Below are 18,841 nucleotides of genomic sequence, written 5' to 3'. Positions count from 1 at the left end.
CCATGGGCACCGACCAGACACCGACCCGCCGCCTGCGTTCGCAGGACTGGTTCGACAATCCGGACCATATCGACATGACGGCGCTCTATCTTGAGCGCTTCATGAATTACGGCGTCACGCCGGAGGAATTGCGGGCGGGCAGGCCGATCATCGGCATCGCCCAGAGCGGCAGCGACCTCACGCCCTGCAACCGCGTGCATGTCGAGCTCGTCAAGCGGGTGCGCGACGGCATTCGCGATGCGGGCGGCATCCCGATCGAGTTTCCCACCCACCCGATCTTCGAGAACTGCAAGCGCCCGACGGCCGCGCTCGACCGCAACCTCGCCTATCTCGGCCTCGTCGAGATCCTCTATGGCTACCCGCTCGACGGCGTCGTGCTGACCACCGGCTGCGACAAGACCACGCCCTCCGCCCTGATGGCCGCCTCGACGGTCGACATTCCGGCGATCGTGCTTTCTGGCGGGCCGATGCTGGACGGTTGGCATGAAGGCGACCTCGCCGGGTCGGGCACGGTGATCTGGCGCATGCGCCGCAAGCTCGCCGCCGGCGAGATCGATCGCGACGAGTTCCTGCAGGCAGCCCTCGATTCGGCTCCCTCCATCGGCCATTGCAACACCATGGGCACGGCCTCGACCATGAACGCGCTGGCGGAAGCGCTCGGCATGTCGCTGACCGGCTGCGGCGCGATCCCCGCCGCCTATCGCGAACGCGGGCAGATGGCCTACCGTACCGGCCGGCGCGCCGTGGAACTGGTGAACGAGGACATCAAGCCGTCCGACATCCTCACCCGCGCGGCCTTTCTGAATGCGATCCGCGTCAATTCCGCAATCGGCGGCTCCACCAACGCGCAGCCGCATCTCTCGGCCATGGCGAAACATGCCGGCGTCGAGCTCGCGCCTGAAGACTGGCAGGTCCACGGCTTCGATGTTCCGCTGCTCGCCAATATCCAGCCGGCTGGCGCCTATCTCGGCGAGCGATACCACCGGGCGGGCGGCACACCGGCCATCATGTGGGAGCTCCTGCAGGCCGGCAAGCTCGATGGCGACTGCCGCACCGTGACCGGCAAGAGCGTCCGCGACAATCTTGTCGGGCGCGAAGCCACCGACCGCGATGTGATCTTCCCCTATGACCGGCCGATGAAGGAGAAGGCGGGCTTCTTGGTGCTGAAGGGTAACCTGTTCGACTTCGCGATCATGAAAACCAGCGTCATCTCGCAAGGCTTCCGAGAGCGTTACCTGATGGAGCCGGGCCATGAAGGCGTGTTCATCGGCAAGGCGGTCGTCTTCGACGGATCGGAAGATTACCACAGACGGATCAACGATCCGGAACTCGCCATCGACGAGGACACCATCCTCGTCATCCGCGGTGCGGGCCCGCTCGGCTGGCCTGGATCGGCCGAGGTGGTCAACATGCAGCCGCCGGATCATCTGCTGAAGCGCGGCATTACCAGCCTGCCGACGATCGGCGACGGCCGCCAGTCAGGCACCGCCGACAGCCCATCCATTCTCAACGCCTCGCCGGAAAGTGCCGCCGGCGGCGGGCTCGCCTGGCTTCGAACCGGTGATCGGATCCGCATCGATTTCAACCAGGGCCTCTGCGACATGCTGGTCCCCGACGACGAGATCGAACGCCGCAAGGCCGACGGCCTGCCACCGATCCCCGCCGACGCAACCCCATGGCAACGCCTCTACCGCAAGTCCGTGACCCAACTGTCCGACGGCGCCACCCTCGATGGCACCACCGACTTCCGCCAGATCGCCAAGACCATGCCCCGGCACAATCACTGAAGGCTGGGCGCCGGTGTGCGGGGCGATGTGGGTGTGCAGCCGCTTTCCATCCATTGTTTAAAAAGGCGCTCCCCCCTCCGCGACCGGCTGGCGACGGTCCATCGGCATGGTGCAGAGAAGGCGGTTCGGCTTGCTGGATTTGCAGCACAGCGCGTGCAAAACAGCCTAACTGACCCTGCGCTTCGCGCCCGATCCCTCGCCGCGCGTCAACGCAGAAGACCCTGCCGGCCTTCCGGACGGGGCCTTGCCCATGCGAAGGCGTATCGCGGTTTGTTGCGAAATTGGACGTATACAGCCTAGAGCGATCCGCAGCAGGCGCCGGCGGGGCGATGCCAAAGAGCAAGCTCCACGCGCGTCACCGGCTGCAGATCGGTCGTTACAAGGCCGCTTCTTTCGTCATTCCGCAGCCATTGCGGGTGGCGCGTGGTCGTGGCTGTCGTGGTCGGTCTGAACGGCAGGCTCTGCCGCGTTCTTGCTGACCTTCTCTTTGCCAAAGAACAGGGCGTAGCCGGCGGGCAGGACCAGGATGGTCAGGACCGTGGCGACCAGGATGCCGCCCATCATGGCATAGGCGAGCGGACCCCAGAACACCCCGCGCGAGATCGGGATCAGGGCGAGAACGGCCGTCATGGCCGTCAGCATGATCGGCCGGAAACGCCGCACGGCGGCGCCGATGATCGCTTCCTGCCGATCCATGCCGGCCTTGATGTCCTGGTCGATCTGATCCACCAGGATGATCGAGTTGCGCATGATGATGCCGAGCAGGGCGATGACGCCGAGGATCGCGACGAAGCCGAACGGGGCGCCGCTGATCAAGAGCGCGGATGCCGCCCCGATGATCCCCAGCGGACCGGTCGCGAGCACCAGCATGGCCTTTCCGAAATGCTGAAGCTGGATCATCAGCAGCACGATGATCACGGCCAGCATGATCGGCGCCTTGGCGGCGATCGAGTTCTGGCTTTCGGCCGCATCCTCCGCACCGCCTTGGATCTCGACCCTGTAGCCGGCCGGCAGACTGTCGCGCAGCGGCTTCATGTCGGCATACAAGGCCGTGGCCACATCGTTCGCCTGCACGCCATCCGGCAAAGTGGCGCGCACGGTGATCGTCGGCAGACGATCGCGCCGCCACTCGATCCCCTGTTCCATGACGGGGACCACCTTGGCGATCTGCGAGATCGGCACCGAACCGCCGGCGTCCGTCGGAACGTAGACGGAGTTGACGGCCGAGAGCAGCGAGCGCTCCGTGCCTGGCTCCCGTGCCACGATCGAGATGGTCTCCTCCCCTTCACGGAATTCGCCGAGCGGAGCCCCCGTCATCGCGGTCTGCAGCATCTGGCGAACGCGCTGGGAGGTGACCCCGAGGGCACGGGCACGGTCCTGATCGATGACGAGCGTCATCGCCGGCACCGGCTCGAGCCAGTCGTCGTGAATCGCGCCCAGCATGGGATCGGCCTGGAAGCGGGTTTTCACCGCGTCGGCGATCTCGCGCACCTTGGCCCGGTCCGGACCCGTGACGCGCATCTGAACCGGCCAGCCGGTCGGCGGCCCAAGGAAGAGGCGATCGACCTTGCCGCGCACCATCGGGAAATCGCGCGCCAGAATGTCGCGAAGAGCCACGATCAGCCGCTCCCGAGCCGGCTCGTCATTGGCCATGACGAGGAGCTGGGCATAGTTGGGGTTGCGGAGCTGCTGGTCGAGCGGCAGGAAGAAGCGCGGTGCCCCCTCGCCGATATAGGTCGCGATGAAGCGCTTGTCCGGGTTGTCGATGATCCGGGCTTCGAGCGCCTTGGCCTGAGCCTCGACTTGCTTGATGTTCGTGCCCTCCGGCAGCCAGAGATCGACGAGGATCTCGGGACGCGAGGATTGCGGGAAGAAGTTCTGCGGGATGAACTGGAACGCCCAGAGGCTGGTGGCGAAGGTCATCAGCGTTGCGGCAAGCACGATCAGCCGGTGGCGCACGGCCCAGGCAACGGTCGCGCGCAGGCGACGATAGAACCGCGTGTCGAAGACATCGTGGTGCGCGCCGGCATGCTGGCGCTGCTTGAGGATCATGTATCCGAGCCAGGGGGTGAAATAGACCGCCACGAACCAGGACACCACCAGCGCGATCCCGACGACATAGAAGAGCGAGCGCACATATTCACCCGCCGTCGAGGCGGCAAAGCCGACCGGGATGAACCCCGCGGTGGTGATCAGGGTGCCGGTGAGCATGGGAAAGGCGGTGGAGGAATAGGCAAAGCTTGCCGCCTCGATCTTGACGAGCCCCTCCTCCAGCTTGCGCTCCATCAGTTCCACGACGATCATCGCATCATCGACCAGGAGGCCGAGGGCGATGATGAGGGCGCCGAGCGAAATGCGCTGCAGGTCGATCCCGAGCTCGTACATGATGGCGAAGGTGGCGGCGAGGACGAGCGGGATCGCAATGGCGATGACCAGGCCGGAGCGCCAGCCGATCGACAGGAACGAGACGATGAGGACGATGACGAGAGCCTCGCCGAGCGCCCGCATGAACTCGCCGACTGCTTCCGTCACGACATCGGGCTGGTTGGAGATCTGATCGACGGCGACACCGTAGGGCAGGCTCTCCTCGAAGCTCTTGTAGGTCGCCTCGACCTGCGCTCCGACATCGGTCACCTTGAAGCCCTTGGCCATGACGACGCCGATCTGGACGCTGTCATGCCCGTTGAAGCGGTATTTCCGCTGGTAGGGATCTTCGAGCCCCTGGCTGACCGTCGCGATGTCCGAGAGGCGGAAGACCTGGGTGCCGGACCGGATCCGCAGCTGCCGGATATCGTCGAGCGTGCCGAACTGGCCGTCCACGGAGATGCGCACGGAGAGCAGACCCGTCTGCACGGAGCCTGCGGGATCGATGGCATTCTGGCCCTTGAGGGCGTTTTGAAGGTCGAGCACCGTCAGCCCGCGCTCGGCAAGCGCCTTCGAGGAGACGTCGACGAAGATCTTCTCGGGCTGGTCACCAATAATGACTGCCTTCTCGACGCCCGGCGCCCTCAGCAGCATGTCGCGCGCCTGGATCGCGAATTTTTTCAGTTCGGGATAGGTATAGCCGTCGCCGCTGATCGAATGCAGCGTGATGAAGGTATCGCCGAATTCGTCGTTGAAATAGGGTCCGAGCAGGCCCTCCGGCAGCTCGCTGCTGATGTCGCCGACTTTCTTTCGCACCTGGTAGAAGGCATCGGCCACCTCGGCCGCGTTGGTATCGCCCTTGACCTGCAGGGTGATGATCGCGCTGCCGGCCCGCGTATAGGATTTGACCCAATCGATATGCGGCGTTTCCTGCAGCTTGCGTTCGATCTTGTTGACGACCTGGTCTTCCATGTCGGTGATCGAGGCACTTGGCCAGAGCGCTTGAACGACCATGACGCGGAAGGTGAAGTCGGGATCTTCCTTTTGCCCCATGCGCATCAGGCCGAGCACGCCGGTGATCAGGATGAGGCCGAACAGGAAGCGGGCCATGCTCGGATGGCCGATTGCCCAGCGAGACAGATTGAACGGCTGACGTTCGGTGGGGGATTGATGGGCTGACATGGTTCCCTCCAGCCGCTCAGCGCAGGATGTCGTTGGTTTCGGCACGTGCCGACTGCTGCTCCGGAAGCTTGACCTTCAAGCTCTCGGCCATGAACTGGGTGCCGGCGGAAACGACGAGATCGCCGGCGGCCAGGCCCCTGGAAATGCGCACGCCATCATCGGTGAAGCCGGCGACGTCCACATCGCGGGCATGCACGGTGGGCTCGCTGGTCCGGTCGACGATCCAGACGATCGGCTTGCCCTTCTGTTCGGCAAGGGCGGTGAGCGGGATCGACACGACCGGTTCCGCATCCGCCGCGGCGTCGACCGTCGCCGTCATGCCGAGACGGATCCGCGGATCATCCGGCAGGCTGATACGGACGGAGAAGGTGCGGGACTGCGCGTCGGCACTGCCGGCGACCTCGCGAACCTTGCCATCCTTCGACAGCGCGCGGTCGGACCAGAAGCTGGCCTTGACGGCCTTGCCCGGGCTGAATTGCGCGATGTCGCCCTCGGGTACGGCGATCAGCACCTCCTTCTCACCATCGACGGCCACGGTCGCCACGAGCGCGCCTGCGGCAACAACGCTGCCAATATCGGCGCTAACCGTCGTGACGATGCCCGGGCGCGTCGCCGTGAGTTCCGTGTAGCCCACCTGGTTCCTCGCCTGATCGAGCGTTGCCACGGCGGCATCACGCGTCGAAACGGCCTGCTCATAGGTGAGCGTCGCCTGTTCGAGCTGCGACTGCGAGGTGACGTTGTTGGAGAAGAGCTGGCGGGCCCGGTTCAGCGCGAGATCGGCGGTTTTTACCCCTTGCTCCGCCGCCGCGAGATCGGCCTCCGCCGTCTTCACGGCGAGCCTCAAGTCCGTCGGATCGATGCGGGCAAGCACATCGCCGGGCTTGACCTTGTCACCGACATCCACCAGTCGCTCGGTGATCTTGCCCGCGACGCGGAAGCCGAGGTTCATCTCGGTGCGCGGCCTGACCGATCCGGAGTAGGTGAGCGTCCTGGCGCCGCTTGCGGCGCCGATCTCGACCACCTTGACCGGCCGGATGACCTCCTTGACCTCCGCCTCCTCCTTGGAGCAGCTGGACAGGGCAAGGCCGATGGCACCCAGCAGACCGAGGCGCAGCATGACCGCATGAAGGCTTGCACCAGTGAAAAAAACCATGCTTCGCACTCCTGATAGGGTCAAAATTTCGGCGCCAGCGCCCATTACTTCTTCAGCGCCCTGATGGCGTAATCGATGAGATCGTCCGGACTTGCCCGGTTCGTTTTTGCCAGGCATTGAGCGACCATCTGCGGATGGCAGAGATTGACCGTCGCCGCACCGAAGCAGCGCGAGGCCGTCACCGGATCCTGGTCTGCGAATTCGCCTGCCGCGATCCCTTCGCTGATGATCTCGGCCATCAGATCGTGGATCGCGTCGATATGTTTCTCGATCACATGCCAGTCGCGCTCGATGGCGACGACGATCATCTCGTGGACCTTCGTCTCGTCGAGCATGGTGTCGAGGATGGTCTGGTAGTTGCCGAGGAGATAGAGGCGCAGTCGCTCCGACGCGCTGGCCTTCATGTGCCGGATGTCCAACGCCTGCTGATAGCTGGCTGCCAGCATCCGGCCACACAGCGCCTGGTGGATCTCCACCTTCGAGGCGAAGAACCGGTAGATATTGGCCGGAGACATGCCGAGATCGCGCGCGATGTCGGCAACCGTCGTCTTGGAATAGCCGTAGTGACGGAAGAGCCGCTGGGCCGCATCGAGGATGCGCGTCATGTTTTCCTGGCGCGCAGCATCGAGAGGAAGCTCGGTCGACATGAACTGCATGGTGTCCTGCTGATGGCTTACGAGTGACGAATTTCTATTTTCGTCACTCGTAAGCCATCAGCAGGATGGAGTCAATCTTTGCACGTGAACATCGCTGTTCACGCCCCGCGACTGTGCATGACGATATCCTGCCCCCTCACCCGCCGGCTCTCGGACGAAGCGACGGCCCTGGTCTGGTCGAGGAGGAGACCACCCTCTCGTCGACCTTCTCGATCCGGTATGTCGCCATGGCCCGACCAATCACGGTAGCGTCACTCGCGACGTAGAGGTCTCGGATCGAGCAGGCGTTCTGGGCCATGCGTCCGCCTCTTCCTGGGAACAGAATGCGACCTTCAGACTTCGCTCGATGAGCATCGTCAAGCGTGGCCGCCGCTTGATCCAGAGGGCCCGTGCTGTCGTACCCCTTCACGATCGCGCGCCGAGAGCGCTGCAGACGGCGGGACGGCGTGCGGTCAGACAGAGTCGGAGAGATTTGCGAACATGGCGCAGGTGACGGTGTTTTTCGATGGCAGCTGCCCGCTCTGCCGCCGTGAGATCGCGGTCATGCGGCGGCTCGACCGTCGGAGGGCGATCGATTTCGTCGATGTGGCCGATGGGGAGGCGGGGTGTCCGATCGATCGGGCCGAGCTCCTCGCGCGCTTCCATGCCCTCGAGAACGGAAGGCTGCTCTCCGGCGCCCGCGCTTTTGCCGCCATGTGGCGCGCGATCCCCGTTCTACGCCCGCTCGGCGTGATCGCCGACCGTCCCCTCCTGCGACCCCTGTTCAAAGCCGCCTATCGCGTCTTCCTCAGGCTCCGCCCGCGCCTACAGAGGCTTGTCGGATGAGCGGGTCCGACCGCGCGCGCAAGGTGCCGAGCACGCGGCTGAGCCGGCTTGCCGCACTCGGCCAGATCGCCGGAGGCATTGCCGTTGGCATGGCGGCGGAAGGGGCGAGCCGGCTTGCCAGGGGTGAGCGGCCGCATCTGCGGGATCTGATCCTGACGCCGGCCAACGCCAGGAAAACCGTGGACCAGCTTTCGCGCATGCGAGGGGCCGCGATGAAGCTCGGTCAGATGATCTCGCTCGAGCCGGACGAGCTGCTGCCGCCTGAGATCCAGACGATCTTCGCGCAGCTCCGCAACAGCGCGGATGGTATGCCCGCGCATCAGCTTGTTGACAGTCTCGCGCGCGGCTGGGGGCAGGATTGGCGCCAGCGGTTCCGAAGCTTCGACATGACGCCGATGGCCGCAGCGTCCATCGGCCAGGTGCATCGCGCAGTGCTCACCGACGGCCGTGAGCTGGCCGTCAAAATCCAGTTTCCAGGCATTGCCGCCAGCATCGATTCCGACATCGACAATGTCGCCACGCTTCTGAGGATGACGTCCCTCGTCCCGCCGCAGCTCGACATCGCCCCGCATCTGAGCGAGGCCAAGCGACAGCTGCACGAGGAGGCAGACTACCGGCGCGAGGCAGAGCAGATGCGCGCATTCGCCACCCTGCTCGAAAACGACGCGCGCTTCATCATCCCCACCCCGATCGACGATCTCCTGACGCCGAGTATTCTGCCGATGAGTTTCGCCGAGGGCCGGCCGCTCGACACGCTCGTCTCGGCCTCGCAGGAACAGCGCGACCGCGCGATGACGGCGCTTGCCGATCTGACGCTGCGGGAACTCTTCGTCTTCGGTCGCATGCAGACCGATCCCAACTTCGCCAATTATCTGTGGCGGCCGGACGACGGTCGGATCGCGCTGCTGGACTTCGGCGCAGTACGCCCGGTTGCGCCTGAGAGCGCCGAGGCCTATCGAGGGCTTCTCCGGGCTGCCATGAGGGGCGAGGTCCGCGCGGTTCGCGATGCGCTGCGCCGTCTGGGCTTCCTCTCCGAGACGCAGGACCGCATCTACGACGCCCTGCTCACGCGCGTCATTGCCACGGCGCTCAACCAGTTCCTCCATACGCCCGATGGCCTCGTCGATTTCGGCGATCGAGGGGCGCTCGCCGATGTCCGCGAGCGCGCGATGGCGCTCTTTGCGGATCGAACGGTTCTGAGCCTCCCCCTGCCTGATCTCCTGTTCCTGCAACGCAAGATCGGCGGCCTTGCCCTTCTCGCCGTCAAGCTCCAGGCCCGTCTGCCGCTGCTTGCCATGATGCGCGCCTATGCGTGACGCGCTCATGGTCACGGTATGGAAGACAAAGCGGCGCAGAGCGCACTCATGATCCCTGCCCCTCCCGGCAGGAGATCGAATCCATTGACCACCAAACCGGATCGCACCATCTAGACGGCATGGCGATGAAGACCGACATCGAGCTGATCAGGACGTGGACATTGTCGGCGGCAGCCACACTGGGATCGTCGGTGCGGGCGAAAGGTCTTCTTCAGGAGATCCAGGCGCGACTCCCAGCCATCTCCAAGAAAGCAATATCGCTCGAAGGGGTCGATCTGATCCTGGCGATGCCGGCCGATCAAAAAGCGAGTTTCAACGCCGCTGCGTCGGTTGTTTCGAGGACGATCGATGAAGCACCGGCCCTGCCTGTCATTCCGCGTGAGATCCAGGACATTCTGGGCATGAAGGTGAGCGAGCGTCATCGCTGGCTCGCCGATGGCCGCCTTCCCAGCGCCGGAACGCGGACCGTGAGGCTGGCCGGACGCGCTCGGCAGATCACCTTCCATGTCTTCGACCCGAAGGTGGTTGAAGACCTTCTCGATCGTGGCGCTGTCGATCAATGGCGCGTCGAGGATGCCGAGGCCCGAGCGGAAAAAAGAGCAAAGGCTGCGTATCAGACGAAGCTGACACGGCTGTCGAAGAAGAAAAAGCGCGCCAAGACGCCCGAGGACGGCGCCACCGATCCCGGCGCGGCACTCAAGGGCTGGGAGATTTTCGACCTCGATGGGCTGCTCCGTTGATCAGCCGGAGGCTGGTCACGACAGGATGAGTTTCAGCGGCCCATAGTGTCGAATTCGAAGAAATGCCCGGATCAGAGTTTCGCGCCGACAGACAGAACAGGTTCCGCGGCGGGATCGAGAAGCTTGACCGAGCGCCGTTCGATCAACTCGCATTCGAACTTGACCTTGAAGGGTCGCGGCCGGGTGCGGGGCGTGGCGAGAAGTTCGGCGAGGTGCTCGACCGCATAGCGGCCCATCTCGGCATGCGGCAGCTGCAGCGTGGTCAGCGGCGGCACCATGTCGGCCGTATAGGATTCGTTGTCGAAGCCGATGATCGACATGTCGTCGGGAATCGTGAGGCCGAGTTCGGCTGCGGCCGAGTAGACGCCCATGGCGGTGCGGTCGCAGAAACAGCAGATCGCGGTCGGAGGCTCCGGCAGCAGCATCATCTGGCGAAAGGCATCATAGCCGCCCTTGATCGTCCAGCCACCCTTGAAGATGATCGATGGATCGATCGCAATGTCATGCATCATCAGCGCGCGGCGGTAGCCCTTCAGCCGTTCGCGCGACGCCTCGATCGTGTCCTCGCCGCCAATATAGCCGATCCGCCGGTGGCCAGCCTTGATCAGCGATAGCGCTGCCGTCTGCCCGGCGACCAGATCGCCCGGCACGACGCTCGAAACCGTGCGGTCGGCGCTGTAGCAATTGAGCAGCACGGTCGGAAGGGTATTCAGTCGCGGCGGCAGATGGATCTGCTGGGTGATGAGCCGCGCATAGATGACGCCAGCGACCGGCATGGCCGTCAAATAGTCGAGCGCCGCCTGTTCCGTGTCGCTGTCGCCAGCCGTCGGCATGACCGAGACCATGAGGCCGAGCTCGTTGGCAGCCTCGGTCACGCCATCGATGAGCCCGGCGACATGCGGCGAGCTCGTCACGTCGTTGATGAGCATGGCGATCATCGGCCGGCGCTCGGTCCGGCGATGAACGGTGGTGTAGCCGATCTCCGCCGCCTTGACGAGAACGGCCTCCCGCGTCGCTGGCGAAATACGGGTGCCGGGCGCATTGTTGAGGACGAGCGAGACCGTGGCCTGCGAGACGCCGCAAGCCACTGCAATGTCTGACATGGTGGGCTTCTTCGTCACCGCTTCATCCTTCGTGCTCAGCGTCGCATATCACGAAGGTTCCGCCTCCGCCAAGTTGACCGCTTGATAACTTCACCAGATTAGTTATAACGCTAAAAATATAACTAAACACTTTGGGAGGAGTGGATGGCGGAAGTGACCCTGGAGGGGGTGTCGAAGCGATTCGGCGCCGTTCAAGTCATTCACGATGTTTCGCTGACCATTGCGGATGGCGAGTTCGTGGTCTTCGTCGGCCCGTCGGGCTGCGGCAAATCGACCCTTCTGCGCATCATTGCTGGCTTCGAGGATGCGAGCGGCGGCGACGTGCGCATTGGCGGCCGCTCTGTCCGTAACGAGGCGGCCCGCGACCGCGGCGTGGCGATGGTCTTCCAGAACTACGCGCTCTATCCCCATATGACGGCCCGCCAGAACATGGCTTTCGGTCTGAAGAACATCGGCACGCCGAAGGCCGAGATCGAAGCGCGCATCGCCAAGGCGGCGGCCATCCTGCAGCTGGAGCCCTATCTGGAGAGAAGGCCGAATGCGCTGTCCGGCGGCCAGCGCCAGCGGGTGGCGATCGGCCGAGCGATTATGCGCGAGCCCGATGTCTTCCTGTTCGACGAGCCGCTCTCCAATCTCGACGCGGCGCTGCGCGTGTCCATGCGCACCGAGATCGCCCGTCTGCATCACCGCCTCGGCGCGACCATGATCTATGTCACGCATGACCAGACGGAAGCCATGACCATGGCCGACCGCATCGTCGTGCTGCGGGCCGGCCGCATCGAACAGGTGGGAACGCCGATCGATCTCTATGATCGCCCGGCCAACGCCTTCATCGCCGGCTTCCTTGGCGCGCCGCGGATCAACCTCATTCCCGCCACCGTGAAGGCGGTCTCGGGCCAACGGCTTATCCTCGAGGGGCCAGGCGGTTTCACGCTCGAGGCGGAGGCCCGGCCGGGATCGGCAGAACTCGGCGCCGTCGTCACCCTTGGCTTGCGGCCCGAAAACCTCACGCCGGCCGAGCATGGCGAGATCGTCGGCACCATCGATGTGGTGGAGCAACTGGGCGCCATGCAACTCGTCTACGCGACGCTGGCCAATGGCACGAGCATTGTTGCCGAGCAGCGTGGCGGTTTCGCGCCGGCGATCGGCGCGACAGCCCGTTTCGCGGTCGGGACCGGCATCCGCCACGTCTTCGACGCCAAGGAGCAGGCGATCACTGCGCAGGCTGCGCCCGTTTCGACCCCGAAAACCATGCTGGCTGAAGGGCCGGAGATGTCAGGGGGTGATGTCCATGGCCGCGCTTGATACCCCTGCACGACGGAAGGAAGCGCTCTCCGCAGCCTTGTTCCTCGCACCCTTTCTCGCCGCCTATGCCATCCTCCTTGTCTATCCCTTCTTCAAGGGGCTTTGGATGAGCCTGCATGATTGGGAACTCGCCGGCACCTTCCGCGAATTCGTCGGGCTCCTGAACTATGAGGATCTCTGGGCCGACCCGATCTTCTGGAAGGCGGTCGGCAATACGTTGCAATTCGTAGCGATGACGGTGCCGAGCATGACGCTGCTCGCTTTGCTCCTGGCGCTTGCCGTGCATGGCGGCGGGCGGCTCAAAAGTGTCATGCGCTCGATCTTCTTCATGTCGAGCGTCTTCTCCGTCTCGGTCGTGACCCTCATCTGGTCGATGGTGCTCAATGCGGACAACGGGCTGCTCGTGCCCCTGTTTCGCTGGTTCGGCGCCGAGCCGATCAACTTCCTCGGCAGTGGCTCGCTCGCCATGCCCTCCTTGACGGTCACCACGCTCTGGTGGGGCGTCGGGCTGCCGATGGCACTGTTTCTCGCGGCCCTGAGCCAGATTCCGCCCGAGCTCTACGAAGCCGCCGAGCTCGACCATGCCGGCCGCCTGGCCACGCTGTTCCGCATCACCCTGCCGTCGATCCGCAACACGGTCCTTCTGGTTCTCGTGCTGCAGATCGTCGGCCAGTTCCAGATCTTCGGGCAGGCGCATCTGATGACCCAGGGTGGCCCGGCCAACCGCACGAAGATGCTGGTGCAATATATCTACGAGACCAGTTTCCGCGACTGGCAGGTCGGCTTTGCCTCGGCCATGGCCTTCGGCCTCTTCCTGCTGATGCTCGGCTTCGCCATGGCGCAGCTCTGGCTCGGCCGGCGGGAGGATGCATGATGGCTGCCGAGATCACGCTCCCTCCCGCCCGGCCGACGGGCGGCCTGCGCCGCACCGGCGATTGGATCATCCTGATCCTGACGGTTGCCTTCGCCCTCCTCTGGCTACTGCCGATCCTCTGGGTCGTTACCATGTCGCTGAAGCCGAATGCCGAGCTGATGCGGTCCACCGCCGGCTTCATTCCGCTGCCCTTCACGCTCGACAACTATGTCAACCTCTTGAAGATGGAGACCGTGCCACGTTGGCTGATGCACAGCTTCATCGTCGCCGTCTCGATGACGACGCTGGTGCTGATCGTGTCCTCCATGGCGGGCTATGCCTTTGCCAGGCTGCGCTTTCCCTTCAAGAAGACCCTGTTTCTCATCGTCATGGCCGGGCTGATGGTGCCGGAACAGTCGATCTTCATCCCGCTTCACACGATGTTTTCCGGCTGGGGCCTGCACAACAGCCATGTCGCGCTCGTCATGCCGCGCGTGGCGGTGCCGATCGGCGTCTTCCTGATGATGCAGTTCTTCCGCTCGATCCCCAAGGAGCTGGAAGAGGCCGCCGAGATCGACCATGCCTCGCGCCTCACCGTGTTCCTGAAGATCATGCTGCCGCTTTCCATTCCGGCGTTGACCACGCTTGGGCTCTTCACCTTCATCTTCGCCTGGAACGACTTTCTCTGGCCGCTCGTCTCGGCCACCCGGGCCGACATGTACACGGTGACGGTGGGCCTTGCTTCGATCCAGAGCAATTTCGCCTTTTCCGAAGGTCTCGGGTCGGTGATGGCCTCGGCAGTCTTCGCCAGCCTGCCGATCATGCTTCTGTTCCTGATCTTCCAGCGCTTCATCGTGGCCGGCGTCGCCATGAACGCCGGCAAATAAAAATCTCGCCGGCGGGAGGCTGGCCAGACGGTCCTGCATCAACAAGGAGGAAACGATGCGAAACCTGAAAACCCTGCGGACGATGGCGCTTGCCACGCTGTTCGCCACCACGGCCTTTGCCGGCGCCGCCCAGGCGGTCGAGCTCTCGCTCCTGCGCTTCTTCGGCGAGTGCAACACCGACTATGGCTCGGTGACCGACATTTCCAAAGCCAATGGCGAATGCGGCATCATCACCGTGCTCACCAACAAGTTCAACGCCGAGAACACGCTGGGCGCCAAGGTGGTGACGCAGACGGTGGAATGGGGCGCCTATTACGACCAGCTGACGGCCACATACTCGACCGGCAATATTCCCGACATTGCCGTCATGCATGCCTCGGTCCTGCCGAACTTCGCCAATCGCGACCTGCTGACCCCGCTTTCGGAACCGATGAAGACGCTCGGCATCGACACGCAAGACTTCGTGCCGGCGGCGCTGAAGAACGCGACGGCGAATAACGAGATCTACGCTCTCCCCTTCGACCTTCACGCCCTGCTCTTCCATGTGAACATGGACCTGATGAAACAGGCGGGCATGGTCAAGCCGGACGGCTCGCCGGTGCTCCCGACCTCGGCCGAGGAGCTGATCGCGCAGGGCAAGAAGTTCAAGGAAGCGACCGGCAAGAACTTCATCGCGTCGGAATCCCAGAGCGCCGAAGGCATGATGGTTCGCTTCTTCGACACGCTTCTCTGGCAGCAGGGCGTCGATGTCCTCTCGGCCGATGGCAAGACGGCCAGCATCAATACGCCGGAAGGTCTCAACGCCGCCAAGCTGATCTCCTCGATCTATTCCGAGGGCCTCGCCAATCCGGCGCTTGACTATCCGGGTTCGGAACAGGCCTTTCTTAACGGGGAAGCCGGCATCCTGATCAACGGCACCTGGGGCGTCGACAATTATGACAGCCAGGCCAAGAGCGGCAAGGCGACGCTGAAGAACTACCGCGTCGCCAATGTGCCGCAGCTCTTCGCCAATCCGAAGGTCTGGGCGGATAGCCATATGTGGGTCATCCCCAAGGATGAGAGCCGCAGCGAAGAGGAGACCAAGGCGGCGGAAGCCTTCCTCAAGTTCCTCAACGACAACAATTACGAATGGTCGCGCACCGGCCACCTCTCGGTTCGCCAGTCGGTTCTCGACTCCGACGCCTTCAAGGCGCTGCCCCACCGCAATGAATTTTCAGGCACCGCGGCCAATGCCACAGCCCTTCCGCAGGTTCAGAACCAGCGGGCGGTCTATAATGCCATGATTACCGACCTGAACGCCATGTGGCTGACGGGCACGGAACCGCAGGCTGCGCTCGAGGCCATGCAGGCCGGCGTCGACCGCGTTCTGCGCCGGAACCGCTAGCCGCGCTGCGCCGGGCGCCTGAGACCTCTCCCCTCAGGTCGCCCGGCGATCCTCCCCGTCCAATTCAATCTCTAAGAAAAGGCGCTCGCGCCTCGGGTATCGCCATGACCTCGTCTTCCCCGCTTTCCGCTCCGCCGCCGGCCGCAGCACGCCGCAGCCTCTCGCTCGACGGCCTCTGGGACTTCCGCCATGACAGCGACGGGATCTGGCGCAAGGCGAGAGTTCCGGCCCCCTGGCAGGCCTGTTTCGACGATCTGGCCGTCAGTTTCGGACGGGCGACCTATCGCCGAACCTTTGCCGTGCCCGCCGATTGGTCGGGCTCGGAGATCGCGCTCCACTTCGGCGCCGTCGGCGACCGCTGCGAGGTGCGCCTGAACGGCACCGAGATCGGCCGGCATGAGGGCGGCTACCTGCCCTTCGCCCTTGTTCTTCCCGAGGCTCTTCTCCAAGTGGAGAACGAACTCGAAGTCATCGCCGAACTTCCCGATGCCCACCGTCAGGGCGATGCCGCGGACTTTGCCGAAATCCCGCATGGCAAGCAGAGCTGGTACGGCCCGCAGGCCGGCATCTGGCAATCGGTGAGGCTGGAGGCCCGCCCGGCTCTGCATATTGAAAACCTCCGCCTCGACCCCTTTTGGCCGGAGGGTCGCCTGGCGATCTCCGCCTCGCTGTCGAGGAGCGTCGACGCTGCGCTTCGGCTGACCATCTCCGACCCTGCTGGCCGCATCGTCGCCGAGAAGAGTCTGACGGCCGATGCCGGCCGTCTGTCGCACGAGTTGACGCTTGCCGATCCCGCAGCCTGGTCGCCGGACGCGCCGGATCTCTATCTGGCTCGACTCGCGCTTCTGTCGGATGAAAAGGCGACCGACGACGCCATCTCCACCTTCGGTTTCCGCCGGTTCGAAGCGCGGGACGGGGCTTTGTGGCTCAATGGCGAACCGCTCTATCTGCGCGGCGCGCTCGACCAGGACTATTATCCGGACGGGTTCGGCACCCCGCCCTCGCTCGCCATGCTGGAGGACCAGCTGCGCAAGGCGAAGGCGCTCGGTCTTAATTGCCTGCGCTGCCATATCAAGGTGCCGGATCCGCGCTATTATGAGGTCGCAGACCGGCTCGGCATGCTCATTTGGACCGAGATCCCCAATGTCGAGACCTTCTCGCCCGCGTCCGCCGCGCGTCTCAGAGAGACGATGGAAGGCATCCTCGCCCGCGACCGCAATCACCCCTCGATCGTCATCTGGACGCTGATCAACGAGGACTGGGGCACGCGGCTGCGGGAATCGGCGGAGCAGCGGCGCTGGATTTCCGAGATGGTCGACTGGCTGCGCGCGGAAGATCCGCTGCGGCTCACCGTCGACAACTCGGCCTGCTTCCCGAACTATCACATCAAGACCGATATCAACGACTATCACTTCTATCGCACGGCCACCGACCGGCGCCAGGAATGGGACCTGCTCTGCCAGGAATTCGCCGCCAATGCCGACTGGACCTTCTCGACCGATGCCGAAGCGGTGCGCACCGGCACGGAGCCCCTGATCCTCTCCGAATTCGGCGTCTGGGGACTGCCCGATCCGGCGCTGCTGCGCGACCCGGACGGGCGCGACCCCTGGTGGGCGAGCTTTGGTGCCACCTGGGCGGACGGAACCGCCCTGCCGCAAGGGATTGAGGCGCGCTATCGCGAGCTCGGCCTCTTCCAGGTCTTCGGCCCCTTCTCGGCCTTCATCGAGCAGGTGCAGTGGCACCAGCACATGAATCTCAAATATGAGATCGAAGTCATCCGCCGCCACCCGCAGATCAGCGGCTATGTGGTGACGGAGCTCACCGACGTGCACTGGGAAGGCAACGGGCTGATGGACATGGCGCGCAATCCGCGCGTCTTTGCCGAAGCGCTATCCGAGGTGAACAGCGATGTGGTGATCGCGCCGGGCACCGCGTCCTTCGCCCTTGCCTCGGGCGAGACCGCGCATTTCGATCTCGCCCTCTCATCCGGCGGCGCCCGCGTGCCGGCCGGCAGCCGGCTGGAATGGTCGCTCGCCGATCAGGCCGGAAGCCTGGACATTCCGGAGATCCCGCCGATGCAGGTCCATGCCGTTCCGCTTGACGTGACGCTTGGCAGGATCGGGGAAACGGCGCGCTCGGCGGCACAGTTCCGCCTCCTGGCACCGAATGGACAAGAGATCGCCCGCAATGTGGAGACCCTGTCCCTCTATGCCGACCGCCAGACCGAGACCCTTCCCGGCTTTGCCGCGGACCTCGACCCCATCGAGGACCGGCTCGCATCGCTCGGCTATCGCCGAGCCTCTGCAGACACGGCGCCGGTCTTCGTCACCGACCAACTCACGCCGGCGCTGATCGACGCCATTCACGACGGTCTTCATGTTCTCCAGATCGTCGACAAGGCGCCGGGACGGCTGCGCGATGACACGCCCCCACGCGACGGGCCGACGTCGATCGAGATCGACGCAGGCGGTGGTGGGCTGATTTCCGGACCCTATTTTTCCTTCCCCGGCTACGCGCTGGTCGATCGTCACAAATCGCTCTGGCGGGGAGACTGGGTCGGGAATTTCTCCTGGCTCAGGCGCGACGGCGTCTTCGCCAGCCTTCCGGGCGGCCCGCTGCTCGACCTCTCCTTCGGCAATGTCGTGCCTCTGCAGGTGATGACCGGCTTCCGGCCCTGGGAGTTCCACGGCCGGGTCCATGCCGGCGTGGTGATCGGCTGGATCCACAAACCGGCCGCCTTCCTGATCGAGAAGCGTCTCGGCCGCGGCAAACTGGTCGCCACGACCTTCCGCGTGCTCGGCCCGCACACCGAGACCGACCCAGTTGCGACCGCCTTGATCGACGGCCTCATGACACTCACGGCGCGCCCCTGACGCACGAACTGAGGAGGGACGGGAGATGATAACGATAAGCCATTGGCCGTGCCGGACGATTGGCAACCCTCATCGCCTTCCGAACGCAGCCTCGACGGCGCCACCGCAGGCGACTGGTCTTTTAACTCCGCGGTGCAGAATGGAACGCCAGAATTCAGCTGGGAAACCCACAAAATGTGGGTTCCAGACCGTCGGGAGCATGGGTAGTTGGGTGTCAAGGCCGATCGGTTGAAGTCGATAGGAGAAAGATGCAGAAGGGGAAGGATCTTGCGACCTAGGACGGGATCTTGACCTTCCTCACTCCCTCCCGCTTCTACGGCAGAACGCAGAGAGCCCCGCCGGGGGGACCGGACGGGGCTTTGATGTTTGGGAGTTTGGCTTGTTTGGTTGCGGGGGCAGGATTTGAACCTGCG

At 64.3% G+C, this 18,841-nt stretch carries 13 protein-coding genes; 9 read left to right on the top strand and 4 right to left on the bottom strand.

The features are described from left to right. Positions 1-2 precede the first annotated feature (2 nt). Positions 3-1,787 carry an IlvD/Edd family dehydratase gene (locus ACLE20_RS13580; protein ID WP_410940848.1) on the top strand — a complete coding sequence of 595 codons (1,785 nt, stop codon included), beginning with the start codon at positions 3-5 and terminating at the stop codon, positions 1,785-1,787. A gap of 396 nt (positions 1,788-2,183) precedes the next feature. On the opposite strand, the gene ACLE20_RS13575 is transcribed toward ACLE20_RS13580, so the two are convergent. The 3 genes from ACLE20_RS13575 to ACLE20_RS13565 are packed head-to-tail and all read right to left on the bottom strand — an operon-like array spanning position 2,184 to position 7,133. Next, the gene (locus ACLE20_RS13575; RefSeq protein WP_410940847.1) at positions 2,184-5,333 is read right to left on the bottom strand and encodes an efflux RND transporter permease subunit; all 3,150 of its coding nucleotides are present in this window, start codon (positions 5,331-5,333) and stop codon (positions 2,184-2,186) included. Positions 5,334-5,349: 16 nt separating this feature from the next. Further along, a complete protein-coding gene (locus tag ACLE20_RS13570; RefSeq protein WP_410940846.1) occupies positions 5,350-6,486 on the bottom strand; it encodes an efflux RND transporter periplasmic adaptor subunit in 1,137 nt (378 codons plus the stop codon). Between the two features lie 44 nt (positions 6,487-6,530). Further along, positions 6,531-7,133 (bottom strand): TetR family transcriptional regulator, encoded by a 603-nt coding sequence (locus tag ACLE20_RS13565; RefSeq protein ID WP_410940845.1) that lies wholly within the window; start codon positions 7,131-7,133, stop codon positions 6,531-6,533. A 489-nt stretch (positions 7,134-7,622) separates the two neighbouring features. Between ACLE20_RS13565 and ACLE20_RS13560 the strand changes: the two genes are divergently transcribed. The 3 genes from ACLE20_RS13560 to ACLE20_RS13550 all read left to right on the top strand — a co-directional run bounded on the left by ACLE20_RS13560 (position 7,623) and on the right by ACLE20_RS13550 (position 10,023). Continuing rightward, on the top strand, positions 7,623-7,967 hold the full coding sequence (locus tag ACLE20_RS13560; protein WP_410940844.1) for a thiol-disulfide oxidoreductase DCC family protein: 345 nt from the start codon (positions 7,623-7,625) through the stop codon (positions 7,965-7,967). Continuing rightward, positions 7,964-9,283 (top strand): ABC1 kinase family protein, encoded by a 1,320-nt coding sequence (locus ACLE20_RS13555; protein ID WP_410940843.1) that lies wholly within the window; start codon positions 7,964-7,966, stop codon positions 9,281-9,283. Before ACLE20_RS13560 ends, ACLE20_RS13555 begins: the two co-directional genes overlap by 4 nt. Before the next feature lie 125 nt (positions 9,284-9,408). Continuing rightward, positions 9,409-10,023 (top strand): hypothetical protein, encoded by a 615-nt coding sequence (locus ACLE20_RS13550; protein ID WP_410940842.1) that lies wholly within the window; start codon positions 9,409-9,411, stop codon positions 10,021-10,023. 71 nt (positions 10,024-10,094) lie between these two features. On the opposite strand, the gene ACLE20_RS13545 is transcribed toward ACLE20_RS13550, so the two are convergent. Then, positions 10,095-11,126 carry a LacI family DNA-binding transcriptional regulator gene (locus ACLE20_RS13545; protein ID WP_410940841.1) on the bottom strand — a complete coding sequence of 344 codons (1,032 nt, stop codon included), beginning with the start codon at positions 11,124-11,126 and terminating at the stop codon, positions 10,095-10,097. Between the two features lie 144 nt (positions 11,127-11,270). On the opposite strand from ACLE20_RS13545, the gene ACLE20_RS13540 reads away from it, so the two are divergent. The 5 genes from ACLE20_RS13540 (at position 11,271) to ACLE20_RS13520 (ending at position 18,428) form a co-directional block, all read left to right on the top strand. Then, positions 11,271-12,431: an ABC transporter ATP-binding protein gene (locus ACLE20_RS13540; protein ID WP_410940840.1), complete on the top strand. Its 1,161-nt coding sequence runs from the start codon at positions 11,271-11,273 to the stop codon at positions 12,429-12,431. Next, on the top strand, positions 12,418-13,305 hold the full coding sequence (locus tag ACLE20_RS13535) for a carbohydrate ABC transporter permease (RefSeq protein WP_410940839.1): 888 nt from the start codon (positions 12,418-12,420) through the stop codon (positions 13,303-13,305). Before ACLE20_RS13540 ends, ACLE20_RS13535 begins: the two co-directional genes overlap by 14 nt. Further along, on the top strand, positions 13,302-14,171 hold the full coding sequence (locus tag ACLE20_RS13530; RefSeq protein WP_410940838.1) for a carbohydrate ABC transporter permease: 870 nt from the start codon (positions 13,302-13,304) through the stop codon (positions 14,169-14,171). Before ACLE20_RS13535 ends, ACLE20_RS13530 begins: the two co-directional genes overlap by 4 nt. 55 nt (positions 14,172-14,226) lie before the next feature. Then, positions 14,227-15,555 (top strand): extracellular solute-binding protein, encoded by a 1,329-nt coding sequence (locus ACLE20_RS13525; protein WP_410940837.1) that lies wholly within the window; start codon positions 14,227-14,229, stop codon positions 15,553-15,555. 104 nt (positions 15,556-15,659) lie between these two features. Next, entirely contained in the window at positions 15,660-18,428 is a 2,769-nt protein-coding gene (locus ACLE20_RS13520) for a glycoside hydrolase family 2 protein (protein ID WP_410940836.1), read from the top strand. Positions 18,429-18,841: the final 413 nt, after the last annotated feature.

This window comes from Rhizobium sp. YIM 134829, assembly GCF_046546455.1.
This window is presented reverse-complemented; position numbering and strand designations above follow the sequence as displayed.

What these genes read in the sequence shown, in the direction of transcription:
- ACLE20_RS13535 (WP_410940839.1), top strand. Translation starts at nt 12,418, where the DNA reads ATGGCCGCGCTTGATACCCCTGCACGACGGAAGGAAGCGCTCTCCGCA.
- ACLE20_RS13560 (WP_410940844.1), top strand. Translation starts at nt 7,623, where the DNA reads ATGGCGCAGGTGACGGTGTTTTTCGATGGCAGCTGCCCGCTCTGCCGC.
- ACLE20_RS13580 (WP_410940848.1), top strand. Translation starts at nt 3, where the DNA reads ATGGGCACCGACCAGACACCGACCCGCCGCCTGCGTTCGCAGGACTGG.
- ACLE20_RS13575 (WP_410940847.1), bottom strand. Translation starts at nt 5,333, where the DNA reads ATGTCAGCCCATCAATCCCCCACCGAACGTCAGCCGTTCAATCTGTCT.
- ACLE20_RS13565 (WP_410940845.1), bottom strand. Translation starts at nt 7,133, where the DNA reads ATGTCGACCGAGCTTCCTCTCGATGCTGCGCGCCAGGAAAACATGACG.
- ACLE20_RS13570 (WP_410940846.1), bottom strand. Translation starts at nt 6,486, where the DNA reads ATGGTTTTTTTCACTGGTGCAAGCCTTCATGCGGTCATGCTGCGCCTC.
- ACLE20_RS13540 (WP_410940840.1), top strand. Translation starts at nt 11,271, where the DNA reads ATGGCGGAAGTGACCCTGGAGGGGGTGTCGAAGCGATTCGGCGCCGTT.
- ACLE20_RS13555 (WP_410940843.1), top strand. Translation starts at nt 7,964, where the DNA reads ATGAGCGGGTCCGACCGCGCGCGCAAGGTGCCGAGCACGCGGCTGAGC.
- ACLE20_RS13530 (WP_410940838.1), top strand. Translation starts at nt 13,302, where the DNA reads ATGATGGCTGCCGAGATCACGCTCCCTCCCGCCCGGCCGACGGGCGGC.
- ACLE20_RS13520 (WP_410940836.1), top strand. Translation starts at nt 15,660, where the DNA reads ATGACCTCGTCTTCCCCGCTTTCCGCTCCGCCGCCGGCCGCAGCACGC.
- ACLE20_RS13545 (WP_410940841.1), bottom strand. Translation starts at nt 11,126, where the DNA reads ATGTCAGACATTGCAGTGGCTTGCGGCGTCTCGCAGGCCACGGTCTCG.
- ACLE20_RS13525 (WP_410940837.1), top strand. Translation starts at nt 14,227, where the DNA reads ATGCGAAACCTGAAAACCCTGCGGACGATGGCGCTTGCCACGCTGTTC.
- ACLE20_RS13550 (WP_410940842.1), top strand. Translation starts at nt 9,409, where the DNA reads ATGAAGACCGACATCGAGCTGATCAGGACGTGGACATTGTCGGCGGCA.